General features: G+C 44.1%; 18 protein-coding genes and 1 pseudogene. 14 read left to right on the top strand and 5 right to left on the bottom strand.

The genetic code is table 11. The features are described from left to right. Positions 1-116 precede the first annotated feature (116 nt). Positions 117-776 carry a glutathione S-transferase family protein gene (locus ACJJIC_RS18075; RefSeq protein ID WP_444909026.1) on the top strand — a complete coding sequence of 220 codons (660 nt, stop codon included), beginning with the start codon at positions 117-119 and terminating at the stop codon, positions 774-776. 348 nt (positions 777-1,124) lie between these two features. Here ACJJIC_RS18075 and ACJJIC_RS18070 read toward each other — a convergent pair whose 3' ends face one another. After that, positions 1,125-1,427, bottom strand: coding sequence for a hypothetical protein (locus tag ACJJIC_RS18070; RefSeq protein ID WP_445357570.1), 303 nt, complete (start codon positions 1,425-1,427; stop codon positions 1,125-1,127). 99 nt (positions 1,428-1,526) lie between these two features. Continuing rightward, on the bottom strand, positions 1,527-1,760 hold the full coding sequence (locus ACJJIC_RS18065) for a hypothetical protein (protein WP_444909027.1): 234 nt from the start codon (positions 1,758-1,760) through the stop codon (positions 1,527-1,529). A 213-nt stretch (positions 1,761-1,973) separates the two neighbouring features. On the opposite strand from ACJJIC_RS18065, the gene ACJJIC_RS18060 reads away from it, so the two are divergent. After that, positions 1,974-2,174, top strand: a complete 201-nt coding sequence (locus tag ACJJIC_RS18060) for a hypothetical protein (protein ID WP_444909028.1) — start codon at positions 1,974-1,976, stop codon at positions 2,172-2,174. A gap of 42 nt (positions 2,175-2,216) precedes the next feature. Here ACJJIC_RS18060 and ACJJIC_RS18055 read toward each other — a convergent pair whose 3' ends face one another. Continuing rightward, a complete protein-coding gene (locus tag ACJJIC_RS18055) occupies positions 2,217-2,489 on the bottom strand; it encodes a glutathione S-transferase family protein (RefSeq protein ID WP_444909029.1) in 273 nt (90 codons plus the stop codon). Between the two features lie 114 nt (positions 2,490-2,603). Next, positions 2,604-2,870 (bottom strand): thioredoxin domain-containing protein, encoded by a 267-nt coding sequence (locus ACJJIC_RS18050; protein WP_445357569.1) that lies wholly within the window; start codon positions 2,868-2,870, stop codon positions 2,604-2,606. Between the two features lie 236 nt (positions 2,871-3,106). Here ACJJIC_RS18050 and ACJJIC_RS18045 point away from each other — a divergent pair. The 12 genes and pseudogenes from ACJJIC_RS18045 to ACJJIC_RS17990 all read left to right on the top strand — a co-directional run. Further along, positions 3,107-3,977: pseudogene (locus ACJJIC_RS18045) on the top strand (IS30 family transposase); the annotation flags it as partial. Between the two features lie 964 nt (positions 3,978-4,941). After that, on the top strand, positions 4,942-5,586 hold the full coding sequence (locus ACJJIC_RS18040) for a heparinase II/III family protein (protein WP_445357568.1): 645 nt from the start codon (positions 4,942-4,944) through the stop codon (positions 5,584-5,586). A gap of 40 nt (positions 5,587-5,626) precedes the next feature. Continuing rightward, a complete protein-coding gene (locus ACJJIC_RS18035; protein WP_445357567.1) occupies positions 5,627-7,162 on the top strand; it encodes a hypothetical protein in 1,536 nt (511 codons plus the stop codon). A 65-nt stretch (positions 7,163-7,227) separates the two neighbouring features. Next, positions 7,228-8,826 (top strand): aldolase catalytic domain-containing protein, encoded by a 1,599-nt coding sequence (locus ACJJIC_RS18030; RefSeq protein WP_445357566.1) that lies wholly within the window; start codon positions 7,228-7,230, stop codon positions 8,824-8,826. Positions 8,827-8,867: 41 nt separating this feature from the next. Then, positions 8,868-9,614, top strand: a complete 747-nt coding sequence (locus ACJJIC_RS18025; RefSeq protein WP_444909034.1) for an HpcH/HpaI aldolase family protein — start codon at positions 8,868-8,870, stop codon at positions 9,612-9,614. Next, positions 9,611-10,300 carry a cytidylyltransferase domain-containing protein gene (locus ACJJIC_RS18020; RefSeq protein ID WP_445357565.1) on the top strand — a complete coding sequence of 230 codons (690 nt, stop codon included), beginning with the start codon at positions 9,611-9,613 and terminating at the stop codon, positions 10,298-10,300. The genes ACJJIC_RS18025 and ACJJIC_RS18020 overlap by 4 nt, the downstream gene beginning before the upstream one ends. Next, on the top strand, positions 10,290-10,958 hold the full coding sequence (locus tag ACJJIC_RS18015) for an HAD family hydrolase (protein WP_445357564.1): 669 nt from the start codon (positions 10,290-10,292) through the stop codon (positions 10,956-10,958). The genes ACJJIC_RS18020 and ACJJIC_RS18015 overlap by 11 nt, the downstream gene beginning before the upstream one ends. A gap of 78 nt (positions 10,959-11,036) precedes the next feature. Further along, the gene (locus ACJJIC_RS18010; RefSeq protein ID WP_444909037.1) at positions 11,037-11,147 is read left to right on the top strand and encodes a sugar phosphate nucleotidyltransferase; all 111 of its coding nucleotides are present in this window, start codon (positions 11,037-11,039) and stop codon (positions 11,145-11,147) included. Positions 11,148-11,156: 9 nt separating this feature from the next. Continuing rightward, positions 11,157-11,381, top strand: a complete 225-nt coding sequence (locus tag ACJJIC_RS18005; RefSeq protein WP_445357563.1) for a hypothetical protein — start codon at positions 11,157-11,159, stop codon at positions 11,379-11,381. A gap of 341 nt (positions 11,382-11,722) precedes the next feature. Continuing rightward, positions 11,723-12,274 (top strand): hypothetical protein, encoded by a 552-nt coding sequence (locus tag ACJJIC_RS18000; protein ID WP_444885676.1) that lies wholly within the window; start codon positions 11,723-11,725, stop codon positions 12,272-12,274. 198 nt (positions 12,275-12,472) lie between these two features. After that, positions 12,473-13,066, top strand: a complete 594-nt coding sequence (locus ACJJIC_RS17995) for a PhzF family protein (protein WP_445357562.1) — start codon at positions 12,473-12,475, stop codon at positions 13,064-13,066. Then, the gene (locus ACJJIC_RS17990) at positions 13,020-13,256 is read left to right on the top strand and encodes a PhzF family phenazine biosynthesis protein (RefSeq protein ID WP_445357561.1); all 237 of its coding nucleotides are present in this window, start codon (positions 13,020-13,022) and stop codon (positions 13,254-13,256) included. Before ACJJIC_RS17995 ends, ACJJIC_RS17990 begins: the two co-directional genes overlap by 47 nt. Positions 13,257-13,314: 58 nt before the next feature. On the opposite strand, the gene ACJJIC_RS17985 is transcribed toward ACJJIC_RS17990, so the two are convergent. After that, the gene (locus tag ACJJIC_RS17985) at positions 13,315-15,900 is read right to left on the bottom strand and encodes a thrombospondin type 3 repeat-containing protein (RefSeq protein ID WP_445357560.1); all 2,586 of its coding nucleotides are present in this window, start codon (positions 15,898-15,900) and stop codon (positions 13,315-13,317) included. Positions 15,901-15,928: the final 28 nt, after the last annotated feature.

The following is a 15,928-nucleotide window of genomic DNA, read 5'->3' as shown; positions in this document are numbered from 1 at the left end:
TTACATTGAAGAAACACTACAGTAGGTTGATCATCATTTTGGATTTATAGTTGAGTCTATTTAATTACCCTGTTATCTGTTTTAAAGACCGTATCTAAAAATTTTAAGGGAAAAACATGGAACGTATTTTATACACTGGTACTAAAAATGCCTCCAGCTGGGCTTTTCGGGCATGGCTACCTTTTAGGGAGCTGGGTATTGAATTTGAAGAGCAGGTTGTTGATATTCGCAAGCCGCAGCGCTTTGAAAATCTTCGCCGGATTGGTGAGATATCCCCCGCTGTTTCAGTACCCGTATTGGTTGAAAACCAGAGTGTTATTTTTGATTCCCTAGCCATTATGGAATATGCCAACGATATTGGCGGCGGAAGTTTACTTCCCTCAGATCCTTTGGCCAAGGCTAGAGCACGTTCTTTCTTAAGTTGGCAACATGCGGGTCTCTCAGGGTTGTGTCCACGACTTTCTTTTGAAAGCGCTTTTTATCAGGATAAGCGTCAGATGACCCAGTCTGAGCAGGCAGATGCGGAGCGATTGTTTCACTGCTGGGAGCAAGAATTAGCCCATAGTGGTGGCCCTTACCTTTGCGGTGATCTCTCCCTCGCAGATCTGGTACTGGTGCCCACTGTTATCAGGTTGTATACCCATAGCCCGGAAATGTGCGATTGGCCCCGGGCTCATCAATGGGTAATGAGGCTTCTGGCAAGAGAGAGTGTGGAAGAGTGGATGCTGGAAGCCAAAAGCTTGCCGCCGGTAATTCTGGATGACTACCGAAGGTAAAGAGGAGAGAGGCTTCCCGTATTGGTTTCCTCACTCAATGGGTACTTTAGGAACTAGTTCTTTTACCTCTTTGTGTCGTCCTCAAATGGCGTATATAACCTGAAATAATGAAGGAAGTTGCGTATTTTCTGTGGGAAGATCCGCAAATGTGAACCTATAGATTATCCAAGAAAAAGACGACTAGAATAGGGTGTGATATACGTCAGATTTGCCCAGTGGAATTGGGCGGTCCATATCTAAAAATTAAGGATAATTATTAGAACTATGAAAATACCAGCCCTGGTTCTTGCCTTCTTCTTTAGTCAGTATGTACAGGCGTCTTGTCAATTAGAGGAATATGAACGTTTTCTAAACACCTAAAGCTTGATGATGCTGGAGGCATCTGTGTAGCTGTTTGAAGAGAATAAGGATAAATTCAAAGTAATAAAACCAGTTGTGAAACTGGAAGTAAGAAATAATAAGCTCAAAGTGTATTAGTTCAGGCCAAATCTGATACATCCCCTTGAAAACGAGGAGTTTACTGGTTTTGATGAAGGTACCTAAACCTAAACCTAAACCTAAACCTAAACCTAAACCTAAACCTAAACCTAAACCTAAACCTAAACCTAAACCTAAACCTAAACCTAAACCTAAACCTAAACCTAAAACCAAAGATAAACCCCGTGATCCATACTAGAGGCTGCTTTATAACTTGAAATCGGCTATTCTCACACAGGTAAATAGAAAAAAATCCAGCAATAGTGAGCCGATTCAAATCAGAGTTAACCGATGATTAATGGAAATTGATCGAGCCTTGTCTTCCTGAGTTGAAACGAGGAAAGGGAGGCCCCACACCCATTGATGATCGAGATTGCTTTGAGGACATCCTGTGGGTTTTGCATTCTGGAACTCGATGAAAAGATCTTCCTTCCCACTATCCATCACCGAGTACATACTAGAGAAGGCTGCAATTTTGGGAAGAGCAAGGAGCTTGGTTGCAGGCATGGAGAAGATTCCAAGAGCTGTTGAATCAACAGTCTTTGCTTAACTGGGAGGAGGTCTTTTCTGATGGCAGATTTGCACCAGAAAAAAAGGGGGCTATGAAATTGGGAAAACCAAGCGGGGCAAGGATTCAAAGTGGATGGTGGTGGTCGATGGCGAAGGGATTCCACTGGGAAGCACCATTACTTCGGGCTCTGGGAGATAACCTGTTGAGTCGTGGAATCGACCTTATCTGTCAAGACCGGAAAAATAGGAAATAAGCCTCAAGGCAGGCTCGTAGAAAACTCAGAAGGTATGCTTGCCGTTGGAAAATTAAGCGGACTTTTACCTGGCTGGGAAATTACCGCCGTTTGGTTGTTAGATGGGAGCGATATTTGTCCTCTTATCGTGCCTTTTTCTATATTACATGCATGTTAATTACATTAAAAAAATTATGAAATAGCTTCTATGTCTTTACTGTCAATCGCTATGCAAAATTACCGGGGTTAAGCTTTTGGCTTCCGACATCCACTCTTCCACACTCTCTCTTGCCAGAAGCCTCATTACCCATTGATGAGCCCGGGGCCAATCACACATTTCCGGGCTATGGGAAATCAACCTGATAACCGTGGGCATCAGTACCAGATCTGCGAGGGAGAGATCACCACAAAGGTAAGGGCCACCACTATGGACTAATTCTTGCTCCCAGCAGTGAAACAATCGCTCGGCATCTGCCTGCTCAGACTGGGTCATCTGACGCTTATCCTGTTAGAAAGCACTTTCAAATGAAAGTTGTGGGCATAGCCCTGAGTGGCTGGCACACAGCCAACTTAAGAAGGAACGTGCCCCAGCTCTCGTTAAGGGATCTTAGGGAAGTAAATGTCTGCCACCAATCTCATTGACATACTCCATAATATCCATCGAATCAAAGATAACACTTTGGTTCTCCACCAGCACGGCTACCAAGGCAGCGGGAGACATTTCACCTATTCTACGCAAATTTTCAAAGAGCAACGGCTTGTAAATATCAATCCCCTGTTCTTTAAATTCAATACCCAGCGTCCTAAAAGGAAGCCATGCCCGAAAGCCCAGCTGGAGAATTATTTTGGTGCTGATATATAAAATACGTACCATGTTTTCCCTTGAAAATTAAAGATATTATCTTTTGTCAGGTAACAGGGGGGGTGAAAAATACTCTGTCAAAATCATCAAAATGATTATCAACATATTGTAGTGCTCTTTCAATCTTGGTCACGGATAATAAGTGCAATTGGTATAGGAGGGCTCAGCTGGTAGAGTCGGAACCTCTCCCGATCAAGATAAAGACATTGAGGAGCTACTACCAACTAAGTGAGAACTAACGACACCAGATTTACAGCCTAAAAAAGCCGGACATCCTCAGAGAGCAATAGCAAAATTGTTAGAGGAATATCCCTCGACGATCAGCCGAGAGCTATGACTCAATATAGGCCTGCGAGGATATCGTCTCGGGCAAGTACATAAGTTCGCCGAACTAAGACGTCAGCAAGCGTACAAGGCACAAAAAGTGATTGATAGCGTGTGGCAACAAATAGACACCCTAACTCGGAAAGAATTAAGTCCAAAACAGACTGTGAGCTATTTAAAGAGACATAAAGCTGTATCGTTACATCATGAAACGATCTGCAAACTAATTTATTTAGATCAGGAAAATGGTGGAGACTTATTCAAGCATCTTAGGATTAAATCAAAGCTCTATCGCAAGCGAAACGGCAAGTATGATCGACGCGGAAACATCAAAAACAGAGTGAGCATATATGATCGACCAGCTGTTGTAGACCGAATTAATCGGATTGGCGACTGGGAAGGTAATACCGCTATAGGCAAGGAGCGTGGCGAATCTTTGCTGACTTTGGTAGAGCGTAAAACATTTTTTACTGTTATTTTTAGATTGACGGGTAAACGATCAGACTTGTTAGCTGAGACAGCATCTAGTCATATGGTGAGTTTCAGAGGTAAAATAAAAACAATTACCATTCGGAAATGGTCTTGAGTTCACTGGTCATGGGGCGATTGCATAAGGCTGAAAGCCTGATATCTATTTTACTCATTCATATTCATTTTTGGAGAGAGATCAATAAAGTAACAGGCGAGAAAGTTCAACTTGTAATGAATCGCCTAAATGGTAGGTCAGGAGCGATCCGGGGAAGCAGGACACCAAATGCATTATTTAAGGGGCTGCAAGATGATATACTCACAGCATATGGGAGTTTCAGTTATCACTTGATGTTAGCGATTTTTGACGAGCAGGTATCTCTAGTCGCATTATATCTGAATTCAAAATTTGGCGTCCTGATTGTGATATCTAAGTTTTATCATATAGGAAAATGTCGCACATCTAATCTATTAGGTTTGATACGCATCAATTAAAGTAAATTGGCGCATTATTGATTGGACATTTAGCGAGCGGGCTGGTGTACTTCTAAGTTCGATAAGCTCTAGAATTATCAGTTGCTATATTTCTAAAAATCGATTTCCACAAGTGAAAAAAATTATTATAAGGCGATGGGTAAATATACTTTTGGGGTAAGCTGTATTTTGAAATGCAAACAAAATTCAGAACATTAAAACTTGCCATATTGACATCTGGATGGCCAATCGAAATCCCTGTAGGTATTTACGAAAGTTTAATGGGTGCCTTAAATGAAGAGTGCTTTATTGTATATGCAGTTTGCAAGTCAAAAATATAAGGTTATGTTTAATAGAGTCCACGCCTTTGCCAACTTTAATTGATGAAGTAAGTGTTTGGTTTGGCCGAATGCATAGTTGCCTAGCTTTTATTGGTGTTTATTTGTGGTGGATTAATTGCCAGTATTAATGGGCTCTAATTAAATATCAATCTTATATTGATAATGCATGGCGAACACTATAGTGAATGAGGAATATCAAGTACGGTTACTCAAGAACTCTCCGTTCTCAGATCTGGAGGATGTAAAGCTCACACCCGTGCAGCACTATCCTCGCTATGGTTGGCGCATAGGTCGAAGTCTCTCGGAATTAATTTGCAGAGTTAGCTATCAAAAAAATAATCCTGATGTAGTACGAAGTAACCAGAATCCTCATGATTCGTCACCAGTCTATGGAGATAGTCCGGTGGGGCTTAGATTAACAAGCCATCAAAAAAAATAAGTTTAATAACCAAGAGAAAACTAGCTGTTGGAGAAGAATGAACGAGCTTGGTTGCTATCGTAGCGCATCAAGACATCATAATGCTGAGTTTTTGATATTGAGCCACAATGGTGAGAGTTCTCATGGGCGCTATTCTCCATTGTATGCTGACATTTGGTCTTCTGGAATAGATGGCGTGATAGTAGATTCTGGTGGCCCATATAAGCATGGTGATGAATCTCGCTATAAGTGGTTTAGGGCAAGTATTGGCCATAATTTATTGTCTTATGGTATGAAAAACTCACTAGACTTGGGGGGTAATTCTACCTCAGTTGGAAGTGATAGGAGTCGCCTTCAGAGCCTAGCGCGCTTTAGTTTTTCTACGCATGCTAGAAGCGTAATTGCAGAGGATAAAAGCATAGTCTTTAATGAAGCAGTACCCTGTATAAAACGACGAAAAATATATAATAATTTCTCTTCTAACTTAGAAGTTGTAAACCTTGACAGTTATCTTTTTAAGCCGGTTTTCTCTAGCTGCAGCCTGCACTTAAAGGAAGATGCTCCCCTAAAATACGGTGATATTGACAATCACCTAGAGGAAACACCGAGGTGTACTGGCCACTCTAAAACTGTAGCTGCTCAATCACGTGCATTTTCTCTAGGTGTGGGGCTGACCAGCTGTTCAGTGCGTATATTCGAGTAATAAGTAAATTTTTGTCGTAGGTTTATTAGAGGGGCAGCAGATGAGGTTTGTAGATCGAAAAGATGTTAAACCTGACAGCTTCGGAGGTTTAGGGAGGGGGGCACTTGATGTTTTTATTTATTTCGAAGAGAGGCAGTTTTCTGAAATAACAAAGGAAGCTACTGCAGGTGGTCGTATAACTTCACCCTCGGTTTTTGGTGGCGATAGTGATTATTGCAATCAGAGTTGTTTTATTTGCCCTCATAATTTTTTGTACTTTAAAAGTGGTGCAGCAGGATTCTGGGTGATTCAGCATCTTGTTTTTTGTGACTCTATATATATTCCAGCTTTCGACTTGGTTGTATGTGGAAATAGTTCCAAGTCAAAAGCTAAAAAAATTTTTGAAAGTTCCTTGATGAATCTATCCATTGGCGATAAAGGCTGCTTTAATGGAATATTGAATGGGTACCGTAGGCCATATCATTACTTTTATGACAAGCTCTATCCAACACTCAGCTTGATTCATGAGTTGGGAGAGGTTAAGTATCGAAATATTTCTGGTTCTTTTGTCGAGCTGGATGAGGTTTCGACATCATTTGTTCGATGCGAGCAATCAGAAGAGTCTGGCTTTTATTTGATGCCGTCAAAATCTCTTTATACCCGATCACCCAGAAATTTCTTCGAAACTTTGAAATCTTCATTGGTTAAGTCCAGGACTGATGGTGAGGGGGAGCTTAGCAGGTTTGATAGGGTGTTTTGGTTTGGATTGAGTCTTGAAAAGCGTAAGTTCATAGAAAGAGAGGCTGTAATATGTGGTGTTATAGACTACCTCTCCTGTAAGTATAAAAATCCTCTCTTTGTTTTTGATGGGCTTACTCGTGTACCTTCAGAGGATCGTGAAAAATTTGTAGCCTCAAAGTGCTCTAGTGAATTGAGCTGCTTTAATTCTATAGTATCAAATTTTCCAGAGAGTAATGTTCTTAATTTGATTGGAGCCACAGCCAAAGAGAAGGTAGTTGTCGCTTCAAGCGTAGATTTCTATTTCTCAAGTTACTTAACGGATTCTATATGGTGCTCTGCCATAGGGGCGTGTCCAGGTATTGCTTATCGTCCTAAATTAGCTTTCGGTAGAGGAAGTTTTCTTCACCCTCTCACCCATGAAGTACCAAAAAAAATGGTGTCTGATGTCGGGGAGATATCTACGGACGATTGGGATCGACAAGATATCAGTATAGATTCAAGTTATTTGATCAGCGCGTTGAAAAATAGTATTGATTTGACTTTAACTTTAAATGATTGGCTCTCAAGTTTGAAAAAAACAGTTGAGAATGGCGCAGGTACGTATGAGAGCCCTCTATTTGATGCTCCATTTATCAGCAATAAAAAATTATCCTTTAGATTGGATGATTACTCGAAAAACATTAAAAGTTTAATTTTAAGACTTAAGGACTCTAAGGGAGTTGCAGTGTTAGATAGGGAGGTGAAGGGAAGTTTTTCTGTGGATGTGCCTGAAAATGTTGGTTTCCTTGATATGAAACTTTTGATAAATCGGTCTAGCGATTGGAGGCCAAAAGTTTCTGCATCAATGATGCTATAAGTTTTTATCTTCATCTCTCGAGTGTTTCAAGGTTTTTCATTTTAAGCTTATATAAGGCCTAGATTATGAAATTTTTAGATTGCACCATGCGAGATGGTGGTTATTACAACTGCTGGGATTTTTCTAGAGATCTTATCCTTAATTACATCGAGGCCGTCGAGGCCGCAGGTGTGGATATCGTGGAATTGGGGTTGCGCACACTGAAAAGCAAAGGTTTTCAAGGTCCCTGTGCGTTTACTACTGATGATTTTATTAGAAGCTTAGATATTCCGGCAGGCTTGGGCGTCGGTGTCATGGTTAACGGCATTGAGCTGATTGGGGATTTCCCGCAGCAAGAGGTGCTGCAGCATTTATTCCCTGTGCCTGCAGATCAATCCCCAGTGGGCTTAGTGCGTATTGCTTGCCATGTGCATGAATTTACCGAGGCACTGCCGGCAGTGGGCTGGTTAAAAGAGCGGGGTTATCAGGTCGGTTTTAATTTAATGCAAGTAGCCGACCGAACCCAGCAAGAGGTAAAGGGCCTAGCTCGAGAAGCGGCAAAGTATCCTCTGGATGTACTCTACTTTGCGGATAGTATGGGTAGCATGAACCCGGATCAAGTGACGCAGCTCATCCACTGGTTCCGCAGTGAGTGGAACGGTGAGATGGGTATTCATACTCACGACAATCTTGGTCTGGCTCTCTCCAATACTTTACGTGCATTGGATGAAGGTGTGACTTGGGTGGATTCTACAGTGACAGGCATGGGGCGCGGGCCGGGGAATGCGCGTACAGAAGAATTGGCCATTGAAATTTCTGAGAGGGGCCGTAAGCCTTCGAATATGGTACCGTTGATGGCGCTACTTCGTAAGCATTTTAAGCCCATGCAGGTCCACTACGGTTGGGGCACCAACCCCTACTATTACTTGGCAGGTAAGTACGGTATTCATCCTACCTACATCCAGGAAATGCTCAGTGACTCTCGCTTCGATGACGAAGACGTCTTGGCAGTTATCGAGCATCTGCGCTTGAAAGGTGGCAAAAAGTTCAGTCTGAATACCTTGGATGCTGCGAGACATTTCTTCCGTGGTGAACCAAAAGGACAATGGTCGCCGTTTGAGCATTTTACGGGGCGTGATGTGTTGTTGCTCGGCACTGGGCCCGGTGTCGCACGCCATCGGCAGGCGCTTGAACGTTATATCAGTGATCAAAAGCCATTGGTATTGGCATTGAACACACAAAACGCTATTGATGCTGAATTGATAGATTTACGCGTGGCTTGTCACCCATTACGTTTGTTGGCGGACTGTGGGGCACATACGCAATTGCCGCAGCCTTTGATCACTCCTTACTCGATGCTGCCGGAAGATGTACAGAGGTTACTTGCGGACAAGGAGGTGCTGGACTTCGGCATAAATGTGCAGGCAGGTTTATTTGAGTTTGGAGATACTCACTGCACTGCGCCTTCATCGCTCGTCGTTGCCTATGCGTTAGCTGTGGCAACCAGTGGCAATGCGAAACAGGTCTTAATGGCTGGTTTTGATGGGTTTGCTGCAGATGACCCACGTAATATTGAGATGGAAAAGCTATTGGTTGCATATGGAGACGCAGAAGGCGCTGCCCCTATTAAGGCTGTCACGCCAACGCGTTATAACATTAATGTTGCCAGTGTTTATGCACTCTAACCTGTGCACTATTCCGCGCAAATTGATTCGTAGGAAATTACATGGCATTGATTGATATCATGCAGAATAGAGTGGCTGTCGGGATGTTTAGCAAGACTACTGATAGTGCATTTGTCGAGGCAGCAGGACTATCTGGCCTGGATTTCATTATTTTAGATACGGAGCATGGCCCTGTTAGCCTGGAGAACCTTCAGCATCATATTAGAGCAGCACGCCTGACGTCGATGCAACCTATCGTGAGAGTCAAGGGCGTTGATGCTCACGCTATTGGGAATGCGCTTGATGCTGGTGCTGCTGGAGTGCAGGTGCCCAATATTAATACGGCGGACCAAGCACACGCAGCAGTAGCCGCTGCGCGTTTCTATCCCCACGGTAGCCGTGGTGTATGTCGTTTTGTTCGAGCAGCTCAGTTCGGTAGTCAAGATAAAGCCAATTACTTTGCGCAAGGTAACCAGGCAGTTGTAGTGTTGCAGGTGGAGGGGATTGAAGGCGTCCGGAATTTAGATGAGATTCTCGACGTGCCCAACTTCGATGTTCTCTTTATTGGCCCATATGATCTCTCGCAGTCAGTAGGGAAACCTGGTGATGTAGATGCGCCAGAGGTCTTATATTTAATGCGAGAGATTGCCCAAAAGACGAAGGAGAAAGGTGTTCTACTGGGCGCTTTCAGTGATTCTCTCGATAATGTCAAAATCTTGCGTCAGCAGGGCTTTCACTATATAGCGTACTCCGTTGATGTAAACGTTTATCTCGAGGCCTGTATAGGTGTGAAAGAAATGATCGGATGAATGAATTTACTGGTATTTCTGTGGTTATACCTGTGCGGGAAGGCAGTAGCCGCTTAAAGAAAAATTTTTTTCTTCCCTATCATGAGAAGCTAAATCTTGTTGAGTGGAAAATAGATCAATTAAAACGATTGCAAAGTGGGAATCGCATATTTTTAAGTTCTAATTCTATCCATGTAAAAGCCATTGCAGATAATATGGGCGTTGAGTTTATTCCTCCCAAAAGCTATCTTAGCACTGGGCATGATGCGTCGTTTAGCGAGGTAATCAAGGGAGTTATCAATGATTTGCCTACGGAACACTTTGCCTGGGTAACGGTTGTCTTACCGTTAATGAAGCCCTCAGAGTATCGCGAGGCTTTTCAGTATTATCTTTCTAAGGTTGTAGAAAATAAGATACATGATAGTTTGGTGTCTGTTAATTTACTGAAGGAATACTTCTGGAGTGATGAGGGTCCATTGAATTATCGTGCAGATAGGCATCAAACCATCAGTAAAGAATTACCTAATATCTATCGAGTTACCAACGGCTTATACATGCGCAATAAAGAGGCTACCTTGGCTGAAGGTTACTTTCTTGGTTCAAAGCCTTTTATGTACCAGGTCAGTAAAATTTCCAGTGTGGATATTGACGGGTATGAGGGCTATCAAATTTCACTGGCAATGAAAGAGTTTTACGATGAACTTTGATATATCCGCCTACGAAACTTTGGTTTTTGACTGTGATGGTGTGGTGTTGCATTCAAATTCTGTCAAAACTCAAGCCTTTTATCAAGCCGTCTTGCCTTATGGGAAGGCTGCGGCAGAGTCCATGGTGGACTATCATCTGGCAAATGGTGGTGTATCACGGTATAAAAAGTTTGCATATTTTTTTGAATACATTCTGCCTGAGCTGGCATTGCGTTGTTCTGGGCCGGGCCTTGACGTTTTACTGAAAACGTACGCTGAAGAAGTTCGTCAAGGCCTTTTGAGCTGCGATATCGTCAGCGGCCTTGCTCAGTTACGTAAGAAAACGATCAACGCCCGATGGCTTATTGTTTCTGGCGGGGATCAGGAAGAGTTGCGCAATGTGTTTTCTCAGCGAGGATTGGAAGGGTTATTTGATGGGGGTATTTTTGGAAGTCCGCATACCAAGGATGAAATTCTTTCTCGTGAATTGGCAAATGGGAATATCTTAAAACCTGCACTTTTTTTGGGGGATAGTAAGTACGACTACCAGGCAGCCAGTGGCGCAGGGTTGGACTTTGTTTTCTTGAGTGGCTGGAGTGAGGTCGCTGACTGGCAGCGGTGGGTAATGCATAACAAGATTAACGTTCGAGAAGCAATTAACGATTTCGTGAGAATTTAATTGCTGCGTTTTCTGTGACGATTTGATTTATTTATTCCTGTATTTTTTTATCTTGATATAAGTAGCAAGTGAGTTGACATGCATGTCTTAATAATTGCAGGTGGGGCTGGCTCTCGGTTATGGCCTGTCTCGCGTGAGGCAAATCCCAAGCCTCTCGTCAAGATGGAAGATGAGTTCTCCTTACTTTAGAACATCTACTTGCGTGGAAATGCCACTGGCACGGTTGAAAGTCTTACAATCGTGACTAACCGCGAGTTGTTCTTCCGCACAGAGAGTGGGAATAGGGAGCTGTCACCTTTTATTCCGCTTCGTTACTTGCTCGAGCCCTTCGGTCGCAACACTGCGCCGGCAGTATGTGCCGCTGATATGGAGTTGCAGCAGCGTTATGGCGATGACGCGTTGACGCTAGAGACTGTTTTATAACTTGAATTGGCTCACGATTGCTGGACTTTTTTCTATGTAATTGCGTTAGAATAGTCGATTTCAAGTTATGAAGCAGCTTCTAAGCAGCTTTATTACATTGGTTTTCGTGGTGAATGAATCCTTGAAAGTCTGGCCCTTGTACTTATTTGTGTTGCCTTTGTATGGCGTATATAACCTGAAAAATGAAGGAAGCTGCGTATTTTCTGTGGGAAGATCCGCAAATGTGAACCTATAGATTATCCAAGAAAAAAAGACGACTAGAATAGGGTGTGATATACGTCAGATTTGCCCAGTGGAATTGGGCGGTCCATATCTAAAAATTAAGGATAATCATTAGAACTATGAAAATACCAGCCCTGGTTCTTGCCTTCTTCTTTAGTCAGTATGTACAGGCGTCTTGTCAATTAGAGGAATATGAACGTTTTCTAAACACTCAGAGTTTAGTGATGTTGGAAGCGTCTGTGCAGTTGTTTGAAGAAGATAAAGATAAATTCAAAATAATAAAGCCGTTTGTGAAGTTGGAAGTTAGAAATAACAAGCTGAAAGTCTATATCGCCAAGAAACTTAGTGAGTTGAACCCCGAGGTGTTAAATCTAAAGGGGCCAATTGCAAACTATGTGCCGAGTGTGTCTGTTCAGATAATGCCGGATGGGTCAATACGGGATAAGGTTGACCTTGCTATGTCCAAGGATAAATTTTATAGAAGTGAAAAGTCGGCCATGAAGCCGATTGAAAAATTATACCTCTATCATGACGGCATGACGGAGCTTGAGAAAAAGCGCTTTCTCTCGGCCAGAAATTCCTTGAGTGCACATATGGAAACCAACGAGCAGTTTGAGTTTATGAAGCGGGCTTTCACTACCTCCCTGGCAAGTGTTTGCCCTTTGGATTGATAGAGTTCTGGAGTATGCGGTATGGATAAGGTGAAAATGTAACTTAATATTTAAAGCCGGGTTTCTACTTAAAGGGGCACTAAGTTGTCCCTTTTTTATATTTGTTTATTTTGTGCTGCGTTGTATCTGTTGCCTGTAATAGAGGCACTACTAGTAATAATCTAGTTGTTATTTTATAAGTGGGAAGTTTAGAAGAACATGGAAATTAATATTTATCAGGTAGATGCCTTTGCATCCAGAATGTTTTCTGGTAATCCGGCCGCGGTTTGTCCACTTGAAGAGTGGCTCACAGATATACAGATGCAGAATATTGCTGAAGAAAATAACTTATCTGAAACGGCTTTTTTTGTTCCAGAGGGAGAGGGTTATAGGCTGCGATGGTTTACACCTGAAGCTGAGGTGGATCTCTGTGGTCATGCCACCCTGGCAGCAGCCCATGTTTTGTTTAAACATTTATCGTACGCAAAGCCTGTTATCAACTTCGAAACTCGCAGTGGCCTGTTAAAAGTGGGGCTCTGCGAAGGCGGCTATAAAATGCGATTTCCTACCAGTATCCCTGCCCCAACGGAATGTCCATCAGGTTTGGCTGAGGCTTTAAGTGTCGTTCCTGTGAAAACTTTGGCTGCCTTTGACTATATCGTTGTATTGGATAGCGAGACTCAACTAAAGAGCGTTAAGCCTAATTTCATGTTGATGGCTGAGCTCGATTTAAGGGGTGTGGTGATTACCGCACCGGGGGATCACTGTGATTTTGTCAGTCGCTGTTTTTTTTCCCAAGCTGCGAGTCAATGAAGACCCAGTAACAGGATCTGCACATTGCGAGTTGGCACCCTATTGGAGTCAGGTTTTGGGTAAGTCACATCTCAATGCAATGCAGCTATCAAAGAGGCGCGGAGTGCTCACCTGTGAGGTTGTAGGTGATGAGGTTATTCTTATCGGCCAAGCCGTTGACTATATGCGCGGTCAAATATCGTTTCAATAAACCTTTGTAAACATAAAGCCCCGGAACTCGGGGCTTTATTGCTTTTATAAGGGCTTTACTACGGCAGGCTTATGGGAACCGCACAGGCGAGATAGATATCTAGCTTGTTATTGGTGAGCTCCAATCCGCCAAGAGTCAGGCGTACCTGGTTAAAGTCTGCCTGAGTATTTGCCAGTAACAGGCGGTGATTCTGGGCACCATTGACCTTAAATGGAGCCAACCTATAACCGCTGATGCTTTCACCTGTAGCCGTTCCGTCCAGATAGGTACTGATGGTAATACTGTTGAGGTAGATAAGATCCAGTACTGAGCTCGTATTTTCCACCAGGAAGCTAAGTAGGTAGCGACCACTTTTCACGTTACTGTGGTTGACCTGGATATAAGTGCTGCCTCCAGCGCCACTCGCAACTTCCATTCTGGCGGCATCGGAGAGTATTCCATTGCCTACTTTGGCTAATGAAACTACTGAGCAGCCATCGCAGGGAGCATTGATACCATGTTCCAGCTCTGTGCTAGCGCCATCCATTATTTCAAGCCCCTCGAAGGAAGTGCAGGAAAGGACAGTATCGTAGTCACAGGCGTCACCAATGCCGTCCTGATCAGAGTCTTCTCCATTCGGATTCCAGGTTTGAGGGCAGTTATCTGAGGTGTTTTCCACACCATCGTTATCTACGTCGGGGTCGCAGGCGTCGCCCTGTCCGTCTCCATCACTATCTGTTTGCGTTGGATTGGAAATAGCTGGGCAGTTATCTGCGTTGTCATCCAAGGTGTCATTATCGATATCACTATCGCAGGCGTCGCCGTTGCCATCTTCATCCCCGTCTTCCTGCTCCGGGTTTGGTACATGTGGGCAGTTGTCTAGGGTGTCCTCGATGCTATCTCCATCGACATCGTTGTCACAATGATCACCGCTTTCGTCGCCGTCACTATCGCTTTGATCATTGGGAACGAAGGGACAGTTATCTTGTTCATTTGTCGTACCATCGCCATCCCGGTCATTGTCACAAATGTCTCCCAGGCCATCGTTGTCCTGATCTGATTGATTCGGGTTCGCTACTGCGGGGCAATTGTCTACACCATCGTCGAAGCTATCGTTATCTGCATCGGTATTGGTATCGCAGGCATCCCCGACGCCGTCCCCATCATGATCCTCCTGGAGTGTGTTGGGGTTATGGGGACAATTGTCACTGCTATTTACGATGCCATCGTTATCCAGATCGGGGTCGCAGGCGTCACCGAGGTAGTCGGCATCGCTATCCTTTTGATGGGCATTGGGGTCGAAGCGACAGTTATCGATCAGGTCGATGATACCGTCGTTATCATCGTCGCTGTCACAGATATCGCCGATCTGGTCACTATCGTTATTGGCTTGGTCTCGATTGGGAATGGCAGGGCAGTTATCTTCTGTGTTGGCACTGCCGTCACCATCCTTATCGCTGTCACAGGCGTCACCAATACCGTCTCCGTCTCGGTCGAATTGGCTGGTATTGGCAATGCTTACACAGTTGTCGACATAGTCAGTAATTAAATCCCCGTCGATATCAGAGTTGTTATCACAGGCATCGCCAAAGCTGTCACCGTCGGTATCTACCTGGTCCTCATTGGCCACGAGGGGGCAATTGTCTGCATCGTTGTCTACCCCATCGCCATCCCGGTCGGAGTCACATAGGTCGCCTCTGCCATCTCTATCAGTGTCGGTTTGATCTGCATTGGCATCGATGGGACAATTATCGGCATGGTCTTCAATGCCATCCGCATCATCATCGCTATCGCATAGATCGCCCTTTCCATCGGAGTCGATATCACTTTGGTCGGTATTGGCGATAGCAGGACAATTATCAGCTTCATTATCAATGCCGTCGTTATCGAGGTCCGGATCGCAGATATTGCCTAATCCATCGTTGTCCTGATCCTCTTGTGCTGGGTTTGGTTTGCCTGGACAGTTGTCACTGATATCTTCAATGCTATCACCGTCATCGTCGTTATCGCAGGCGTTGCCCGTGCCGTCGTTGTCGGTATCCACTTGATCTCCGTTGGGCACTTGCGGGCAGTTGTCTACACCATCATCCAGGCCATCATTGTCGGTATCATTGTCGCTATCACATAGATCGCCAATGCCGTCATTGTCTTGATCGGTTTGGTCTGGGTTGGAGACGGTAGGGCAGTTATCGAGGCTATTGGTGAAGTCATCGCCATCGAGGTCGTTATCGCAGCTGTCACCGACACCATCGCCATCCGTGTCACTCTGTTCATGGTTGGCGTTTGCAGGACAGTTATCCGCATCGTTGACTACTTCATCACCATCGAGATCTTCATCGCAGGCATTGCCAACTTTATCGCCGTCACTATCTGCCTGATCGATGTTGGCGATTTGTGGGCAGTTATCTTCTAAGTCCAGGTGATTATCATTGTCATCATCGTTGTCACAGGCATCACCGCTACCGTCGCTGTCGAGGTCATCTTGGGAGGGATTACTGATGCTGGGGCAGTTATCGTCGGAATTGCGAATGCCATCTCCATCACTGTCTGTCACATTGGAGCCCGGGGGGAAGTTATCGGCGGCTCGGGCTTTTCCTTTGTCCGATCCGCAGGCACTCAATAGCAGTAGCGAAAGAAAAAATACAATTAACGATATTTTTGACATGCTTTGAAATCTCTGGAAACAAATACTT

It is taken from the genome of Microbulbifer mixtoriginis (SeqCode) (assembly GCF_052468275.1).
Note: the sequence above shows the minus strand (reverse complement) of the source record. Positions and strands in the feature narration are given on the sequence as shown.

Coding starts and splice junctions, on each gene's coding strand:
- ACJJIC_RS18075 (WP_444909026.1), top strand. CDS start 117: ATGGAACGTATTTTATACACTGGTACTAAAAATGCCTCCAGCTGGGCT.
- ACJJIC_RS18065 (WP_444909027.1), bottom strand. CDS start 1,760: ATGCCTGCAACCAAGCTCCTTGCTCTTCCCAAAATTGCAGCCTTCTCT.
- ACJJIC_RS18055 (WP_444909029.1), bottom strand. CDS start 2,489: ATGACCCAGTCTGAGCAGGCAGATGCCGAGCGATTGTTTCACTGCTGG.
- ACJJIC_RS18050 (WP_445357569.1), bottom strand. CDS start 2,870: ATGGTACGTATTTTATATATCAGCACCAAAATAATTCTCCAGCTGGGC.
- ACJJIC_RS18040 (WP_445357568.1), top strand. CDS start 4,942: ATGAACGAGCTTGGTTGCTATCGTAGCGCATCAAGACATCATAATGCT.
- ACJJIC_RS18035 (WP_445357567.1), top strand. CDS start 5,627: ATGAGGTTTGTAGATCGAAAAGATGTTAAACCTGACAGCTTCGGAGGT.
- ACJJIC_RS18030 (WP_445357566.1), top strand. CDS start 7,228: ATGAAATTTTTAGATTGCACCATGCGAGATGGTGGTTATTACAACTGC.
- ACJJIC_RS18025 (WP_444909034.1), top strand. CDS start 8,868: ATGGCATTGATTGATATCATGCAGAATAGAGTGGCTGTCGGGATGTTT.
- ACJJIC_RS18020 (WP_445357565.1), top strand. CDS start 9,611: ATGAATGAATTTACTGGTATTTCTGTGGTTATACCTGTGCGGGAAGGC.
- ACJJIC_RS18015 (WP_445357564.1), top strand. CDS start 10,290: ATGAACTTTGATATATCCGCCTACGAAACTTTGGTTTTTGACTGTGAT.
- ACJJIC_RS18010 (WP_444909037.1), top strand. CDS start 11,037: ATGCATGTCTTAATAATTGCAGGTGGGGCTGGCTCTCGGTTATGGCCT.
- ACJJIC_RS18000 (WP_444885676.1), top strand. CDS start 11,723: ATGAAAATACCAGCCCTGGTTCTTGCCTTCTTCTTTAGTCAGTATGTA.
- ACJJIC_RS17995 (WP_445357562.1), top strand. CDS start 12,473: ATGGAAATTAATATTTATCAGGTAGATGCCTTTGCATCCAGAATGTTT.
- ACJJIC_RS17985 (WP_445357560.1), bottom strand. CDS start 15,900: ATGTCAAAAATATCGTTAATTGTATTTTTTCTTTCGCTACTGCTATTG.